The sequence below is a fragment of the Nonomuraea sp. NPDC023979 genome, assembly GCF_040639085.1.
Taxonomy (GTDB): Bacteria; Actinomycetota; Actinomycetes; order Streptosporangiales; family Streptosporangiaceae; genus Nonomuraea; species Nonomuraea ceibae.
Window position 1 is genome coordinate 261,060 of the sequence record NZ_JBEZZG010000008.1, and the last position, 16,048, is coordinate 277,107.

The 16,048-nt window shown below is 74.2% G+C and carries 13 protein-coding genes; 6 read left to right on the forward strand and 7 right to left on the reverse strand.

The features are described from left to right. Position 1 precedes the first annotated feature (1 nt). A complete protein-coding gene (locus AB0G11_RS17980) occupies positions 2-2,725 on the forward strand; it encodes a DEAD/DEAH box helicase (RefSeq protein ID WP_357586844.1) in 2,724 nt (907 codons plus the stop codon). Between the two features lie 67 nt (positions 2,726-2,792). Next, positions 2,793-4,730: a hypothetical protein gene (locus AB0G11_RS17985; protein WP_357586846.1), complete on the forward strand. Its 1,938-nt coding sequence runs from the start codon at positions 2,793-2,795 to the stop codon at positions 4,728-4,730. On the opposite strand, the gene AB0G11_RS17990 is transcribed toward AB0G11_RS17985, so the two are convergent. Beyond that, complete coding sequence (locus AB0G11_RS17990) at positions 4,715-5,152, reverse strand: MarR family transcriptional regulator (RefSeq protein ID WP_219514922.1); 438 nt, start codon at positions 5,150-5,152, stop codon at positions 4,715-4,717. The two genes, AB0G11_RS17985 and AB0G11_RS17990, sit on opposite strands and share 16 nt — an antisense overlap. Positions 5,153-5,210: 58 nt before the next feature. Here AB0G11_RS17990 and AB0G11_RS17995 point away from each other — a divergent pair, with 58 nt between their 5' ends. After that, positions 5,211-5,744: a hypothetical protein gene (locus AB0G11_RS17995; protein WP_357586848.1), complete on the forward strand. Its 534-nt coding sequence runs from the start codon at positions 5,211-5,213 to the stop codon at positions 5,742-5,744. Here the strand turns inward: AB0G11_RS17995 and AB0G11_RS18000 are convergent. Then, on the reverse strand, positions 5,713-6,606 hold the full coding sequence (locus AB0G11_RS18000) for a 5'-3' exonuclease (RefSeq protein WP_219514932.1): 894 nt from the start codon (positions 6,604-6,606) through the stop codon (positions 5,713-5,715). The genes AB0G11_RS17995 and AB0G11_RS18000 overlap by 32 nt on opposite strands. 5 nt (positions 6,607-6,611) lie before the next feature. Beyond that, positions 6,612-7,766 (reverse strand): SpoIIE family protein phosphatase, encoded by a 1,155-nt coding sequence (locus AB0G11_RS18005; protein WP_219514911.1) that lies wholly within the window; start codon positions 7,764-7,766, stop codon positions 6,612-6,614. Positions 7,767-7,908: 142 nt separating this feature from the next. Here AB0G11_RS18005 and AB0G11_RS18010 point away from each other — a divergent pair, with 142 nt between their 5' ends. After that, positions 7,909-9,018, forward strand: a complete 1,110-nt coding sequence (locus AB0G11_RS18010; protein WP_357586850.1) for a Xaa-Pro peptidase family protein — start codon at positions 7,909-7,911, stop codon at positions 9,016-9,018. Here AB0G11_RS18010 and AB0G11_RS18015 read toward each other — a convergent pair. After that, on the reverse strand, positions 9,015-9,929 hold the full coding sequence (locus AB0G11_RS18015; protein ID WP_357586852.1) for a TIGR03620 family F420-dependent LLM class oxidoreductase: 915 nt from the start codon (positions 9,927-9,929) through the stop codon (positions 9,015-9,017). The two genes, AB0G11_RS18010 and AB0G11_RS18015, sit on opposite strands and share 4 nt — an antisense overlap. Before the next feature lie 94 nt (positions 9,930-10,023). On the opposite strand from AB0G11_RS18015, the gene AB0G11_RS18020 reads away from it, so the two are divergent. Further along, positions 10,024-10,596: a TetR/AcrR family transcriptional regulator gene (locus AB0G11_RS18020; protein WP_308126124.1), complete on the forward strand. Its 573-nt coding sequence runs from the start codon at positions 10,024-10,026 to the stop codon at positions 10,594-10,596. A gap of 42 nt (positions 10,597-10,638) precedes the next feature. Here AB0G11_RS18020 and AB0G11_RS18025 read toward each other — a convergent pair whose 3' ends face one another. The 3 genes from AB0G11_RS18025 to AB0G11_RS18035 all read right to left on the reverse strand — a co-directional run bounded on the left by AB0G11_RS18025 (position 10,639) and on the right by AB0G11_RS18035 (position 13,138). Next, positions 10,639-11,106 carry a hypothetical protein gene (locus AB0G11_RS18025; RefSeq protein ID WP_357586854.1) on the reverse strand — a complete coding sequence of 156 codons (468 nt, stop codon included), beginning with the start codon at positions 11,104-11,106 and terminating at the stop codon, positions 10,639-10,641. Positions 11,107-11,112: 6 nt separating this feature from the next. Then, positions 11,113-11,703 (reverse strand): sigma-70 family RNA polymerase sigma factor, encoded by a 591-nt coding sequence (locus tag AB0G11_RS18030; RefSeq protein ID WP_219514907.1) that lies wholly within the window; start codon positions 11,701-11,703, stop codon positions 11,113-11,115. Between the two features lie 76 nt (positions 11,704-11,779). Next, positions 11,780-13,138, reverse strand: a complete 1,359-nt coding sequence (locus AB0G11_RS18035; RefSeq protein WP_357586856.1) for a S8/S53 family peptidase — start codon at positions 13,136-13,138, stop codon at positions 11,780-11,782. Between the two features lie 95 nt (positions 13,139-13,233). Here AB0G11_RS18035 and AB0G11_RS18040 point away from each other — a divergent pair, with 95 nt between their 5' ends. Beyond that, positions 13,234-16,047: a CHAT domain-containing protein gene (locus AB0G11_RS18040; RefSeq protein WP_357586858.1), complete on the forward strand. Its 2,814-nt coding sequence runs from the start codon at positions 13,234-13,236 to the stop codon at positions 16,045-16,047. Position 16,048 lies beyond the last annotated feature (1 nt).

Genomic DNA, 16,048 nt, shown 5'->3' on the forward strand with positions numbered 1-16,048 from the left:
TATGACAACGCCAGCGGAACGCTACGCGGCCTTCCGTCAGAAATACGCCGGCGACGGGCCCGCATTCACCTCGTTCCGGGGCCTGTACGACTTCGAGCTGGACGAGTTCCAGATCGACGCCTGCCGGGCGCTGGAGGCGGGCGACGGAGTCCTGGTGGCGGCGCCCACCGGCTCGGGCAAGACGGTCGTCGGCGAGTTCGCCGTCCATCTGGCCCTGGAGCAGGGGCTCAAGTGCTTCTACACCACCCCGATCAAGGCGCTGTCCAACCAGAAGTACAACGACCTGGTCAAACGGTACGGCACGGCCAAGGTGGGCCTGCTGACCGGCGACAACAGCGTCAACGGCGAGGCCCCGATCGTCGTCATGACGACCGAGGTGCTGCGCAACATGCTCTACGCGGGCTCGGCCACGCTGGCGGGGCTCGGGTTCGCGGTGATGGACGAGGTCCACTACCTGGCCGACCGGTTCCGCGGAGCGGTGTGGGAAGAGGTCATCATCCACCTGCCGGAGTCGGTGCGGCTGGTGGCGCTGTCGGCGACGGTGAGCAACGCCGAGGAGTTCGGCGAGTGGCTCGGTGAGGTGCGCGGTGACACCACCGTGATCGTCGACGAGCACCGGCCGGTGCCGCTGTGGCAGCACATGATGGTGGGCCACCGCGTCTACGACATCTTCATGACCGACGACGACACGCCGCGGATCAACCCGACGCTGATGCGGGTCACGCGGGACGCCGAGCGGCTGACGGCGGGGCGGGGCAGGCGCGGCTACGGCAGGCCGACGCGCTCGCGCCCGCCGGACCGGGCGCAGGTGATCGAGCGGCTCGACGCGGAGGCGCTGCTGCCGGCGATCACGTTCATCTTCTCGCGGGCGGGCTGCGACGCGGCCGTCCAGCAGTGCCTGCACGCCGGGATCCGGCTGACGACGGAGCGGGAGCGGCACGAGATCCGCCAGCTCGTCGACGAGCGCACGGCGCACCTGCCGGACGAGGACCTGGCGGTGCTGGGCTACCTGGAGTGGCGCGACTGCCTGGAGCGGGGGCTGGCCGCGCACCACGCGGGCATGCTGCCGGCGTTCAAGGAGGTCGTCGAGGAGCTGTTCACCCGCGGCCTGGTCAAGGCGGTGTTCGCGACGGAGACGCTGGCGCTGGGCATCAACATGCCGGCCCGCAGCGTGGTGATCGAGAAGCTTGACAAGTGGAACGGCGAGACGCACGCCGACCTGACCCCCGGCGAATACACGCAGCTCACCGGCCGGGCGGGGCGGCGCGGCATCGACGTCGAGGGCCACGCGGTGGTGCTGTGGCAGCCGGGCATGGACCCGCTGTCGGTGGCGGGCCTGGCGGGCACCCGTACGTATCCGCTGCGCTCCAGCTTCCAGCCGTCCTACAACATGGCGGTCAACCTGGTCGGCCAGTTCGGCAGGGAGCGGGCCAGGGCGCTGCTGGAGGAGTCGTTCGCCCAGTTCCAGGCCGACCGGGCGGTGGTCGGGCTGGCCAAGCAGCTGCGCAAGCACGAGGAGGCGCTGGAGGGCTACCAGGAGGCGATGACCTGCCATCTGGGCGACTTCCCCGAGTACGCGGCTCTGCGCAGGCGGCTGTCGGACCGGGAGGCGGAGCTGTCGCGCCAGCGCGGCGCGGCCCGGCGGGCGGCGGCGGTGCGGTCGCTGGAGGCGCTGCAGCCGGGTGACGTGATCCGGGTGCCGGGCGGGCGCCGGGCCGGGCTCGCGGTGGTGCTCGACCCGGGCCGCAACCCGCGCGGTCACGGTCCCAGCCCGCTGGTGCTGACGATCGGCAAGCAGATCAAGAAGCTCGACCCCGCGGACTTCCCGGTGCCGGTGGAGCCGCTGGAGAAGATCCGCATCCCGAAGAACTTCAACGGCCGCTCGCCCAAGGAACGCGCCAACCTGGTCTCCACGCTGCTGGCCAGGATCGGTGACCGCGATCTGGGCAAGCCGGTCAGGGCGCGGGACCACGCGGTGGAGGACGACGAGGTCAACGAGCTGCGCCGGCGCATCCGGCAGCACCCGTGCCACGGCTGCGACGAGCGCGAGGACCACGCCCGCTGGGCCGAGCGTTACCACAAGCTGCTGCGTGAGACCGAGGGGCTGCGGCGGCGGGTGGAGGGCCGTTCGCACGTCATCTCGCGCACCTTCGACCGGATCTGCTCGGTGCTGGAGCAGCTCGGCTACCTGGAGGGCGAGCAGGTCACCGACGAGGGCCGCCGGCTGGGCCGCCTCTACACCGAGCTCGACCTGCTGACGGCCGAGTGCCTGCGCAGCGGGCTGTGGGAGGAGCTCGACCCGGCTGAGCTGGCGGCGTGCGTGTCGGCGCTGGTGTTCGAGTCGCGGCAGTCCGACGACGCGCGCCGGCCCAAGGTCCCGGCGGGCCGGGCGCAGGACGCGCTGACGGCGATGCTGCGGCTGTGGGGCGAGCTGGAGGGCATCGAGTCCGACCACGGCCTGTCGACGATCCGCGAGCCGGATCTCGGCTTCGCGTGGGCGGCGTTCCGCTGGACGAAGGGTCACTCGCTGGACGCGGTGCTGATGGACGGCGTGGGCGGCAACGAGCTGGCGGCGGGCGACTTCGTGCGCTGGGTCAAGCAGCTCATGGACCTGCTGGGGCAGCTCGGCAACGCGGCGCCGCCCGGCAGTCGGATCAAGCAGACGGCGACCAAGGCGATGGACGCGATGCGGCGTGGGGTGGTGGCCTACTCGTCGGTGGCCTGACCCTCTTGCCAGAGGACGTGCGCGCGATTACGGTCAAGACCGTTATATCGCCCGCCGGGAGGCTGTCGTGCGCATCGTCCTTGTCGCATTCCTTGTCCTGTTATCCCTCGCCACTCCGGCCCAGGCCGAATCGCCGCCCGCCGGGTGCGGCTTCCAGAGCCTGGGCCGGCTGCCGCTGACCGGCGCGACCACGGCGGGCACCGCGCTCGACGGCGATCGCGTCTACTCGGTGACCTCCAGCGCCTCCGGCCCGGCCGTGCTCGGCATCCGCGACGCCGCCGACGGCTCGCTGATCGCCGAACGCCCGCTGCCGCTCGCCCTCGGCTCCTGGGCCGTCACCGTGGCGCCCGACCACTCCGTCTACGTGGGCAGCTACAACGCCACCGCCGGGGCGATGGGCCGCCTGTTCCGCTACGACCCGGCGGCCGACAAGGTGAGCGAGCTGGGCATCGCGGTGCCGGGCGAGACGTTCGTGTGGACGGTCGCGGCCAGCCCCGACGGCTCGGCCGTCTACGGCGGCACCTCGCCCAACGGGCGGCTGTTCCGCTACGACACCGCCACCGGCCGCGTCGCCGACCTGGGCAGCCCGGTGCCGGGCGAGCAGTTCGTCCGCGACCTGGCCGTCGGCGCCGACGGCACCGTGTACGCCGGGGTCGGCGCGCAGAGCATGAAGGTCGCCGTGGTCGCGCCGGACGGCGCCGTCCGGCAGGTCATCGAACCGCCGGTCGAGGGCGCGGGCTACGCCTACGACCTCGACGTCGTCGGCCACCACCTGCTCGTCCGCTTCACCACCTCGACGGGCGCCAACCCGATGGGCGTGTACGACCTGGCCGCCAAGGCGTGGAAGGACGTGGTGGCGGACGTCGGCAGCCTGACCGTGGGCGGCGGCAGGCACGGGCACACCGTCCACCTGGTCCAGGACGACGAACTCATCGAATACGACCTGAAAAGCGGAAAAATCACGAAGCTGGGCTTCGGTGACCTCGGCGGCGGGGCCGCCCGGACGCTCGGCTGGATCGGCACCACCCTCGTCGGCACCTCCTCGACCGGCCGCCTCTGGCACTACGACCGCCGCGCCGGCAAGGGCGTCCTGTTCGAGTCCACGCTGACCGGCCAGCCCGTCAGCATCCGCTCGATGGGCGTCGGCCCCGACGGGCGCATCTACGCCGGCGGCTTCTTCACCGGCGGCCTGGCCTCCTACGACCCCGCGACCGGCGAGACCCGCTCGTGGCCGAACGTCGGCCAGAGCGAGGGCATCGTCACCCATCGCGGCAAGCTCTACCTGGGCGTCTACCCCGGCGCGCGCATCTACGAGTTCGACGGCGAGCAGCCGCGGCTGCTGCTCGGGCTGGGGGAGCAGGAGCAGGACCGCCCGTTCGCGATGGTGTCGGCGGGCGACTGGCTGGCGTTCGGCACCGTGCCCAAGGCGGGCGTCCTCGGCGGCGCGCTCGGCCTGCTCGACCCGGCCACCGGGGAGAAGGTGATCGAACGTGACCTGATCCCCGGCCACAGCATCATCGGCCTGGCCTACCGCGACGGCGTCCTGTACGGGACCACGTCGGCCTTCGGCGGCACCAACGTCCCGCAGGGCGAGGCCCAGGCGTTCGCCTACGACGTCGCCGGGCGCTCGCTGAAGTGGCGGACCACGCCCGTCCCCGGCAACCTGGCCCTCGGCTCGCTCGCCTTCGACGGCGCGGGCAGGCTGTGGGGGCTCAGTCCCGACTCGCTGTTCGAGCTCGATCCGGCCACCGGCCGGGCGCTGCGCACGGTCAAGCACCAGACCTACCCGTGGCAGACGGTGTCGCAGGTGTGGCTCGACACCTACGTCGAGGCCGGCCGTGACGGCATGCTGTACGGCAAGGTCCAGGGCAAGGTCTACCGGATCGACCCGGTGACGATGAAGCTCACGCTGATCGTCCGGCCGATCTCGAACCTGGTGAAGGGCGCCGACGGGCACATGTACCTGTCGCGGTTCGAGAACTTCTCCACCTACAGGCTCTGCTGAAGGGCCTCGGTCCGCTTGCGCAGCACCTCGACGGTGCGCGTGACGTAGTCGGCTATCGTGGCCAGCTCGCGGGCGTCGTACCGGGACATGAAGGCGTTCATGTCCGCGCCGAGGTCGGCGAAGATGCCCGCGAGGTCCGGCCGGTTGCCGGGGTCGGCCTCGACGAGGACGCGGCGGCGGTCGGCGGGGTCGGCGACCCGCCGGGCGTAGCCGGCGCGTTCGAGCCGGCCGACGAGGGCCGTGACGGCGCTGGCGTTCATGCCGAGCTCGCCGGCGAGCGCTCCGGCGGTCAGCCCGCCGGAGCGGGTGATCACGCCCAGCGCCTTGTGGTCGACCGCGCTCAGGCCCAGCTTGCGCGCGACCGCCTCGTGGAAGAGCACGACCGCGGTGCTCAGCTCCCAGCCCATCCTCGCGCCGTCCATCCACGCTCCTTTGTTTCAATGGAGTGAATAATTCAATGTGATGAAGTATTATACCGGCATGGTTCTCCGATCAGGTTTCGAACTCGCCGGTGACGCCGCATCCTGGGGATGGCGCTTCTACCTCCGGCACTTCTGGATCGTCGCCGGGCTGTCGATGGTCCCGGCCGCCCAGCGCTTCGCCGCCATCACCGCCGGCGACGACCTGCCCGCCGCCGTGAACATCGCCGCCGAGGTGCTCACCGCCGCCTGCCGCGTCGTCCTGCTGTACGTGATCGTCCGCCTGGCCGTACGCGCCGAGCCCGCGCTGCGCGGCCTGACCCCCGCCGCGCTGTGGCAGCGCATGGGCGAGGGGATCGACCGCGACCGCTGGGCCTTCGCCACCCAGTTCCTCGTGCTGGGCGCGGCCTTCACCGTGCTCGACGTGCTGCCGGCCCTCGCCGTCGAACAGTGGGCAGGCCAGGCGCGCGACCTCGTCACCGCGCTGCTCGTCTCCGTGAAGAACCCCACCGTCATCGCGTTCACCTTCGTCTGGATGACCGGCGTCGCGACACGGCTCATGCTCAGCGGCTCAAGGCGTCCAGCAGCCGGTTGAGCGGGCTGTCGAGCCCGTAGCGGTCGGCCAGGCGCACCAGCGCCTCCGGATCGCGCGGCTTGACCGGCAGCGTCAGGTCCGCGGCCGGCAGCGGCGCGTCGGCGGCGACCTTGACCACGGCCGGGGCGGCGGCCAGGTAGTCGCGGGCGGCGGCCAGCTTGGTGCGGCTGCCCGCCGGGAAGCCCTCGGTGACGCCCGCGTCGAGCGCCTCCAGCAGCGCCTCCAGCGAGCCGAACCGGGTCACCAGCGACGCCGCCGTCTTCTCGCCCACCCCCGCCACGCCCGGCAGGCCGTCGCTGGGGTCGCCGCGCAGCGTGGCGAAGTCGGCGTAGCCGCGGCCCGGGATGCCGTACTTGGCGCTCACCCAGCTCTCGTCCACGAGCTGCAGGTTGCGGATGCCGCGCGCGGTGTAGAGGACGCGCACCGGGCGGGCGTCGTCGACGAGCTGGAACAGGTCGCGGTCGCCCGTCACGATGTCGACCGCGCCGGAGGCCCGGTGGGTCAGCGTGCCGATCACGTCGTCGGCCTCGAACCCGGGCGACTCCAGGCGGGCGATGCCGACCGCGTCCAGCACCTCCTCGATCACCGGGATCTGCGGCACCAGCGTGTCGGGCACCTCCTCGGTGTCGCCGTGGGCGACCCGATGCGCCTTGTACGTGGGGATCGCCGCCACCCGGAAGGCGGGCCGCCAGTCGGCGTCCATCGTGGCCACCAGCTCGGCGGGGGAGTGCTGCCGCACCAGCGTGGCGATCATGTCGATGAGGCCCCGCACCGCGTTGACCGGCATGCCGTCGGGCGCCGTGATCGAGTCCGGAATGCCGAAGTAGGCGCGGAAGTAGAGCGAAGGGGTGTCCAGAAGCATCAGCACTAGCCCAGTATGCCCACAGCCAGCAGGCACGCGTCGTCTTCCGGGTTGGGCCCGCCGATGTCGGCCAGCAGCCGGTCCAGGCCCTCGTCCAGGTCGCAGCCCGGCAGCTTGCACGCCGCCGTCATAACCAGGTCGAGCCCCTCGTCGATGTCGCGGGTGCGCCGCTCCACCAGCCCGTCGGTGAACATCAGCAGCAGGTCGCCCGCCCGCAGCGGGGTGCTGGCCAGAAGATAGGGCCGGTCGCAGGTGGCGCCCAGCAGCACGCCCGCGGGCGGGCACAGCGGCGAGGCCACCCCGTCGCGCACCAGGATCGGCGCCAGGTTGCCCGCCTGCCCCCAGGCGAACACGCGGGTCGCGGTGTCGAGATGGCCGATGATCGCGGTGGCCGTGGTGCCCGACAGCCGGTGCAGCACCAGGTCGTTCAGCCAGGCCAGCACCCGGTTCGGCGGCACGCCCGTCATCGTCAGGCCGATCAGCGCGTGGCGGAGCTGCGCCATGTGCGCGATCGCCGGCAGGCCGTGCCCCGACACGTCGCCGATCGCCAGCAGCGCCCGCCCGTCGGGCAGCGCCGCGGCCTCGAACCAGTCGCCGCCCAGGCTGGCGGTCTTCTCCGCCGGGACGTAACGCACCGCGATCCGGGTGCGCGGCAGGTCCAGGCAGCCGACCGGCTCCGGCAGGATCGCCTCGCGCAGCGCCAGCATCACGTGCCGCTCCTCGGCCGCCTGCACCCGCGCCTCCAGGAGCTGGCGGCGCGACTCCGACATGATCCGCTCGGCCCGGCGGCGGCCGGTGATGTCCTGGATGACGCCGTGCACGCCGGTCGGGCCGCCCGGCGCCATCAGCGGCTCCAGCACCACCCGCAGGTTGCGCACGTCGCCGCCGTCACGCCGGACGCGGAACTCGGCCTGCACCGGCTCCACGCCCCGCACCACCGTCCACAGCAGTTCGTCGAGCGCGGCCAGGTCGGCGGGCTCGACGTGCCGGGCCAGCTCGGCCAGCGGCAGCGGCCCGGCCCCGGGGTCACGCCCGAAGATGGCGTAGACCTGGTCGGACCACATGACGGCGCCGGTGCGCAGGTTCCACTCCGCCCAGCCCATGTTGCCCAGCCGCTGGGCGTGCGCCAGCCGGGCGGCGAGCAGCTCGGGGTCGACCATGGTCTCACTCTCAGCCGGCAGGGAACGGGACAATTGGCCCCACACTACGTGTTCGACGGTGAACGTACGGTAGTGATGGCCTGCCGTGTGGTGAGACCTTTTCGCGGATTTTAGGCGGCGGGATCCGGAGTAGATTGAGCCTGTGACGTCCTCAGACCTGTATCCCGTGTCCCGTTTGGCCGCCGTCCAGGAGGCCACCGCCAAGGCCGGCCTCGACGCCCTGCTGCTCACCCCGGGCCCCGACCTTCGCTACGTCAGCGGCTACGACGCCAAGCCGCTCGAGCGCCTGACGTGCCTGGTCGTGCCCGCCGCGGCGGAGCCGTACATGATGGTGCCCCGCCTGGAGCTGCCGGCCGCCGAGGCGTCGCCGGCCTCGCGGCTCGGACTGGACTTCGTGGCCTGGGACGAGACCGACGACCCCTACCGGATCGCCGCCGACCGGCTCGGCCCTGCGAGCCGGGTCGGCCTGGCCGACCGCATGTGGGCGATGGCCTCGCTGCGCTTCCGTGACGTGCTGCCGGACGCCGAGCAGGTGCTGGCCGGCACGGTGCTGCGGGAGCTGCGCATGCGCAAGTCGCCCGCCGAGGTGGCGGCGCTGCGCGAGGCCGGGGCGGCCATCGACGCCGTGCACCGCCGGGTGCCGGAGTTCCTGCGCGCCGGGCGCACCGAGCGCGAGGTGGCCCGCGACATCGCCGAGGCGATCCTCGCCGCCGGGCACGCCACCGTCGACTTCGTCATCGTCGCCTCCGGTCCCAACGGCGCCAGCCCCCACCACGACGTGTCCGACCGCGTCATCCAGGCGGGCGAGCCCGTCGTCGTCGACATCGGCGGCCAGCTCCACAACGGCTACTGCTCCGACTCCACGCGCAACTACTGCGTGGGCGAGCCGCCCGCCGACTACGCCGCCTCCTTCGAGGTGCTGCGCCGCGCCCAGGACGCCGCCTGCGCCGCCGTACGGCCCGGCGTGTCGTGCGAGTCGATCGACGCGGCGGCCCGCGAGGTCATCGCCGAGGCCGGCTACGGCGAGCTGTTCATCCACCGCACCGGCCACGGCATCGGCATCGAGACGCACGAGGAGCCGTACATCGTCGCCGGCAACGACGAGGCCATGGAGCCCGGCTTCGCCTTCTCCGTCGAGCCCGGCATCTACCTGCCCGGCAGCCACGGCGCCCGCATCGAGGACATCCTCGTGTGCACCGAGACCGGCGGCGAGCGGCTCAACGACAGCCCCCGCGACCTGGTGATCGTCTAACCGGCGGAGGTCAGGCGCGGAGCCAGCCGCTCCAGCTGGTCGACGGCCGAGGGCAGGTCGCCGGTCAGCGGGTGGAGCAGCACGTGGTCCGCCCCGGCCGCCAGATGCGCCCGCAGCCGGGCCGCCACCGCCTCGTCCTCGCCCCAGGCCAGCAGGGCGTCGATGAGGCGGTCGCTGCGCCCGCCCGCCAGGTCGGCGTCACCGTAGCCCAGCCTGCGGTAGTTGGCGGTGTACGGGTTGTCGCCGTCGCCGCCCAGGCTGATCAGGGCCCGGATCCGGCCCCTGGCCCGGGCCGCGTCGGGGTCGAGGACGAGCATCTGGTGCGGGATCAGCAGCCCGTCCGGGCCGAGCGCCCGGCGGGCCGCCTCGGTGTGCTCGACCGGCTGCATGAACGGGTGCGCGCCGTGGGCCCGCTCGCCCGCCAGCCGGTGCGCCCGGGGGCCCAGCGCCGCCAGCACCCGTGGATACCGGGCCCCGGCAAGCTCGTCGTCACGGGCGGCGGCGCGGTCCATGGCGTCCAGATAGGCACACAACGCGCTCAGCGGTCGCCCGCCCGTGTGCTCGCCTGTGTGCCCGCCGAGGCCGAGGACGAGCCTGCCCGGGTACGCCTCGGCGAGGGTGGCGGCCCCGCCGTGCGCCGCGACCGGGTCGCGTACGGTGATGTTGGCGACGCCCGCCCCGGCGACCAGCCGCCTGGTCGCGGCCAGCATCACGGCGAGCTGGGCGAAGATCTCGCGCCCGCCGGCCGGGGAGGACGGCGGCGGCTCGCCCGTCCACAGCGACCCGTAGCCGAGCCCCTCGATCCGCGCGAACTGCTCGCGCTGCACGGTCACCGGCGTGCGCGCGAGGGTCATCGGCGCGATCCACACCCCGAACCGGCCGAGCCGATGCCGCACCTGTGTCGTGTCCATCGTCGCTCCAGACTTTCCGGAGACTGTCTCCGGTTAACTCCGGCACTAAGATACGGAAGCGGTCTCCGTTTTGTGAACCCCCGGGAGGGACGACGTGGGCGACACCCGGCGCGCCATGCGGGCCGACGCGCGGCGCAACCGCGACCGGCTGCTCGCCGAGGCGCGCGCCGCCTTCCTCGAACACGGCACCGGCGCCTCCCTCGACGACGTCGCCGCCCGCGCCGGCGTCGGAGCCGGCACCCTCTACCGGCACTTCCCCACCCGGGAGGCGCTGCTGGAGGCGCTGCTGGGCGAACGGTTCGACGCGCTCACCGCCCGCGCCCGCGCCCTCGCGGACCAGGGCTCCGCCCGCGAGGCGCTGCTCGCCTGGACCCTGGAGTTCGTCGAGACCACGACCGCCTACCGCGGGCTCACCGCCATGCTGACGGCCACCCTGCGCGACCCCGCCTCGGCCCTGCACGCCTCCTGCGAGGCCATGCGCGAGGCCGGGACCGCCCTGCTGGCCCGCGCCCAGCGAGCCGGTGACGTGCGCGCCGACGTCACCCCCGCCGAGTTCCTCGCCCTGGTCGCCGGAGTCTCCTGGGCACGCGAGCAACTGACCGGCGGCGAACCCGGCGGCGAACGGCTCCTCCCGCTGATCTTCGAAGGACTCGGGCCGTCCCGTTGACCGCCCCCTCCGGGAGAGACAGGGGGCCGCGAAGCGCCCCGGTCAGAGGCGGATCCACGAGGTGACCACCGGGCCGCCCGCGCCCGGGGTGACGCGCACCCGCAGCGGGCCCGGCGGCAGCGGCGCGGTGGTGAACCGGCCCAGTTCGTCGGCGCGCAGCCGCAGCTCGGAGTCGCGGCGCTGCACGCCGATGTCGGCGGCCTCGCCCGGCAGGATCCGCCCGACCAGCCGCGCGCCAGACACCTCCAGCTCCACCTTCACCTCCCCGGCCCGGAACGTCAGCAGCCGGGGGCTGGCCGGCCCGCGCACCCGGGTGGCCGGCTCCTCGTCCCACGAGTCGAACTCCAGCAGGGCCAGCTCCGCGTCGAGCGTCCGCAGCGTGAACGCCTGCATGGCGTCGTCCAGCAGCTCCGGCGGCACCGGGTCGAGCAGGTGGGCGATGTTGCGCAGCTCGTCTTCCAGATCGAAGCCGTCGTCCATGTCGTTCACCCCGAACTCACCCCGACTCACCCGACATCATTCGAAGTCACGGGAAGTCCCCGTCACCCCGCGGCGCGCGACCAGCACGCCGAGCCGCTTCAGGCAGCGCCCCCGCATGGGGCCGATGCTGCCGACCGCGATGCCCAGCGCCGTCGCCACCTCCTGATAGGTGGGCCGCGGCGAGGCGATGAGCACGCGCAACAGGCGGCGGCAGCGCTCGGACATCTCCTCGAACGCCGCCCACACCTCCCGCGCCCGCTCGGCCTCGGCGTCGGCCTCCTCGGCGTCCAGCAGCAGGCGCTCCGGCGAACGTTCGTCCACGTCGAAGCCCATCAGTCCCACGTCGCTGACGGGGATGACCCTGCCGCTGGTACGGATGACGCGTAACGCCTCGTTCCTGGCGGTGCTGGCGAGCCAGGCGCCTGCCTTGTCCGGATCGCGGATCCGGGTCAGGTGCTCGGCGAAGCGGAACCACGTCGTCTGCGCCACGTCCTGGGCATCGGCGGGGGCCGGCAGGTAGGCGCGGGCGACAGCCCACACCAGCCCGCTGTAGCGGTGGTAGAGCTCCTTCCACGCGCCGGCATCCCCGTCCGCTGCTGCCCTGACGAGGGCTGCGGTGTCGTCCACGGCGGTCCTTCCCTGTCCAGGGGCGGAATGCTCACGATGATATTTCGTGAGCCGCCCGAGGACAGGGTGTCGTACCTCACCGCAGATAACCCGTCAGATCGGGAACGGCCAGCCGCGTCTCCACGAGCTGCCTGGCCGCCTCACGGGAGGACACCCCGGCCTCCGACATGCGCGCCGCGATCAGCCCCGCGATCACCGGGGTGGCGAACGACGTGCCGCTCCACATCGCCAGCCCGCTGAACGTCGCCTTGTCGCCCACCCGCAGCGGCGCCACGCACGTGCAGCCCGTGTACAGGCCCGCCGGGTGGAAACGGCAGGTGGTGCGGTGCGGGTAGCCGTACTCGTACGGGCCGGAGGTGAAGGCGTTGACCATGCGCTCGCCGGGAGCGTAGACGGTGACCCAGCTCCCGTGGTTGCTGAAGCAGGCCCGGCCCCCGCCGTCCTCGCGCAGCGCCCCCACGGACACGACCACGTCGCCGGAGGCGTTGACCGGCTCGCCCGCGTAGGCGGCGGGCCAGAACCGGCCGGTGGAGCCGTCGTTGCCCGCCGCCGCCACCAGCACCGTCTCCGGGTGCCGGGCCAGCTCAGCCATGAAGTCGGCCAGGCCCAGCAGCGCCCCCGCGTGCTCCGTCTGCGTGCCCGCCGACAGGGAGATGATGTCGGGCCAGCCGTGCCTGTCGAGCGCGTCGCGGATGAGCAGGCCCAGCTGGTCCTCCATGATCGCGCCGCCGTACGGGAAGGCGTTGTGGACGCGCACGTCGGCGGCCGGCGCGGTGCAGCGGACGATGCCGGCGATGAACGTGCCGTGCCCCACGTACGGCTTGATCAGGCCGTCGGCGTCGAGCTCGTCGCCGGGCGAGGTGACGTCGCCGTGGACCTCCGGGATGCCCGGCACGCCGTCGCTGGCGGCCAGCCACTGGTGGTCGAGGTAGTCGTGCACCAGGCCGGTGTCGATGACGGCCACCCGCACGCCCGCGCCCCGGTCGTCGCCCGCCCTGGCGGGCCGCAGCGGCTCGTCGCACGGCACCGGCTCGTCGCCCGGGCACAGGTTGACCCCCGCCACGGTGACGAAGTGGACCGGCGTCGAGCGCACCCGCCGGACGGAGAGCCGGTCGGCCACCAGCCGCGCGTCGCGGTCGCCCACGTACAGCCTGCGCACCGACACCCGCCCGGCGTCACGCTCCGGCGGCCAGGTGACCTGAAGATCGGCGTCGCCAGGCACCAGCTCCTGCACCAGGTCGGCGGTGCGGTCGAGCTCGGCCGCGGGCACCAGGACGTGGTCCGCCAGCCGCGCGAACGACGGCTGGACGGCCGAGCCCGGCGCCGCCCCGTCAGGACCGGCCACCGCCCGCAGGCCGTCCGGCAGCGCCTCGTTGAGCATGTCGAGCTGCGCCCAGAAACGGGAGTCGTCACGGCCGGGGCCGGGTGTGCTCATCGTCTGCCCTCCAGAGCGAAGAACGGGTCCTGTGCCTTTATGAGCGGCGAGCGCCGCCGTTGATACACCCGCGGAGCCGGTTCTACCATCGATGGGTGCCCCGAGCCGGTGTTCCCGACGATCCGCACGACGTGCTCGACATGGTGTTCGCGCGCCCGCAGGAGGCGCTCAAGGCCGCCAGGGCGATGCTCGAAACCGGACGAGGCCCCTACGACCACTCGATCGCCCGGCAGGCCATCGGCATCCTGCGCCGCGACTTCGGCGACCTGGAGGCGGCCATCGGCGAGCTGCGCCAGGCGGTGCGCCTGGCCCGGCGGGCCGGATCGCCCGACCGCGAGGCCGACGTGCTGGCCACGCTCGGGGTCGCGCTCGTCCAGCACGGCCGCACCCGGGCCGGGCTGGCCACCCTCGACCAGGCCGCCGCGCTGTCCGGCGGCACCACGCGGGCGCGGGTGCTCTTCAGGCGGGCGGGCGCCCGGTGGATCCTCGGCTGGCACCGGGAGGCGCTCGACGACCTGAGGTCCGCCGCGCCCGCGCTGCGCCGGGCCGGCGACACCGTGTGGGCCGCCCGCGCGCTCACCTTACGCGGGCACGCCCAGCTCGCCCTCGGTTCCGTCCAGGCCGCCGACGCCGACTTCCGCACCGCGCAGGGCATGTTCGCCACCACCCGGCAGGAGCACGACTCCGTCGTCGCCGTGCAGAACCGCGGCGTCGCCGCCTTCGTCGCCGGCGACCTGCCCACCGCCCTCGACCTGCTGGAGGAGGCCGACCAGGGCTTCCGCAAGCTCGGCACGCCGATGCTCGACCTGGTAGCCGACCGGTGCGCCGTGCTGCTGGCCGCCGGGCTGTCCCGCGAGGCGCTGGAACAGGCCGACGGCGGGCTGCGGCTGCTCGACCGGCTGCGCGGCCAGGCCACCCGGCGGGCCGAGCTGCTGCTGCTCGCCGCCCGGGCCGCGCTGCTGGCCGCCGACCCCGGCACCGCCGGCCGGCGCGCGGCCGAGGCCCGCGCGCTGTTCGCCGGGCAGCGCCGCGACTGGTGGGCCGAGCACGCGCGGCTCATCCTCGTCCAGGCCGAGCTGGCGCGCGGCCCGGCCACGCCGCGCCTGCTCGCCGACGCCCGCCGCCTCGCCGGGCGGCTGACCCGGCTCGGCTCGCCCGAGGTGTGGCAGGCGCACCTGCTCGCCGGGCGCACCGCGCTCGCCCTCGGCCAGGCCGCCGCCGCCGAACGCCACCTGTCGGCCGCCGCCCGCGTCCGGCACCGCGGCCCCGCCACCTCACGCGCCGGCGGCTGGCTGGCCGAGGCGCTGCGCGCCGACGCCGCCGGGCAGCCGCGCCGCCTCCTGCACGCCTGCCGGTCCGGGCTCGCGCTCATCGAGGAGCACCGGCTCACCTTCGGCTCGTCGGAGCTGCGCGCGCTCGTCACCGCGCAGGGCGTCGAGCTCGCCCGGCTCGCGCTGCGCCACCTGCACGCCGCCGGGCGCACCCGCGAACTGCTCGCCTGGACCGAACGCTGGCGCGCCACCGCGCTCGCCGTGCCGCCCGTCCGCCCGCCCGACGACCCGGAGCTGCAGGCCCAGCTCGCCGCGCTGCGCCGGCTCGACCAGCTCCTCGGCCGCGCCCGCTCCGACGGCGCCGCCTCCGCCGCCACGCTCGAACGCGACCGCGCCCGCCTGGAGGCCCGGGTGCGCGCCACCACCCTGCGCGTCCGCGGCACCGGTGCGGGCGAGGCGCGCGGGCCCGGCTGCGGCCAGATTCTCGACGCTCTCGGCCCCGGCGGCCGCCTCGCCGAGCTCGTCGTCATCGACGGCACCCTGCACGCGCTGCTGTGCGCGGGCGGGCGGGTGCGCACCTACGAGATCGGGCCCGCCGCCGCCGCGGTCGCCGAGATGGAGTACGCGCGCTCCCGGCTGCGCCGGCTCGCCTACGACCGCGACCCGCCGCGCGACGAGCTCGCCGCGCTGGGCGGGCGGCTGGAGGAGGCGCTGCTCGGGCCCGTCGCCCGGCTGCTCGGCGACGGGCCGTGCGTCGTCGTGCCGCCCAGCGTCCTGCACGCCACCCCGTGGGGGCTGCTGCCGTCGCTGCGGCGCACCGCCTTCAGCGTCGCGCCGTCGGCCGCCGCCTGGCTGCGCGCCCGCGCCGCCGCGCCCCCTTCCGGCGGCGTCGTCCTCGTACGCGGCCCCGAGGTCCCCAACGCCCGCGCCGAGCTCCACGCCATCGCCAACCTGTACGGCCATCCCGGAGAAGCGGCACCCGGCGGGCCACCCACGGGCGGCGGCGTCCCCGAGGGAATCGCGGCTTCGGCACCGGCGGGCGGCGGGCTTCCCGAGGGGACGTCTCCGTACTCGGGGGGCCTCGCGCCCGGCGGGCGGTTCCCCGGCGCGGCGGGCCGTCCGGGACCGGCCACGGACGGAGTCGGGCGGGACGGACCCGGGCAGGACGGACCCGGGGGAGGCCCGCCCGAAGGGAGCGTGCGGGTGCTGGGCGGGGGTGGGGCGACGGCGGGGGCCGTGCTGGAGGCCATCGACGGGTGCGCGCTCGCGCACGTGGCCGCGCACGGCACGTTCCGGGCCGACAGCCCGCTGTTCTCCTCGCTCTACCTGGACGACGGCCCCCTGACCGTCTACGACCTGGAGAGGCTGCGGCGCGCCCCGTACCGGCTGGTGCTGTCGAGCTGCGACTCCGGCCAGATGGCCCCCGTCGGCGCCGACGAGCTGATCGGCCCCGCCACGGCGCTGCTGCACCTGGGCACCGCCGGCATCGTGGCCAGCGTCGTCCCGGTCAACGACGAGACGGCCGTGCCCGTCATGGTCAGGCTGCACGCGGGCCTGCGCCGGGGCCTGTCGCTGGCCGAGGCGCTGCGTGACGCGCGGGGCGACGACGTCTCCTTCATCGCCATCGGAGCGGGCTGAT

Bases quoted from the DNA above. Each gene is read 5' to 3' on its own strand.
- AB0G11_RS18015 (WP_357586852.1), bottom strand. From the start codon at position 9,929: ATGGACACGACACAGGTGCGGCATCGGCTCGGCCGGTTCGGGGTGTGG.
- AB0G11_RS17980 (WP_357586844.1), top strand. From the start codon at position 2: ATGACAACGCCAGCGGAACGCTACGCGGCCTTCCGTCAGAAATACGCC.
- AB0G11_RS18005 (WP_219514911.1), bottom strand. From the start codon at position 7,766: ATGGTCGACCCCGAGCTGCTCGCCGCCCGGCTGGCGCACGCCCAGCGG.
- AB0G11_RS18035 (WP_357586856.1), bottom strand. From the start codon at position 13,138: ATGAGCACACCCGGCCCCGGCCGTGACGACTCCCGTTTCTGGGCGCAG.
- AB0G11_RS17990 (WP_219514922.1), bottom strand. From the start codon at position 5,152: ATGGACGGCGCGAGGATGGGCTGGGAGCTGAGCACCGCGGTCGTGCTC.
- AB0G11_RS17995 (WP_357586848.1), top strand. From the start codon at position 5,211: ATGGTTCTCCGATCAGGTTTCGAACTCGCCGGTGACGCCGCATCCTGG.
- AB0G11_RS18000 (WP_219514932.1), bottom strand. From the start codon at position 6,606: ATGCTTCTGGACACCCCTTCGCTCTACTTCCGCGCCTACTTCGGCATT.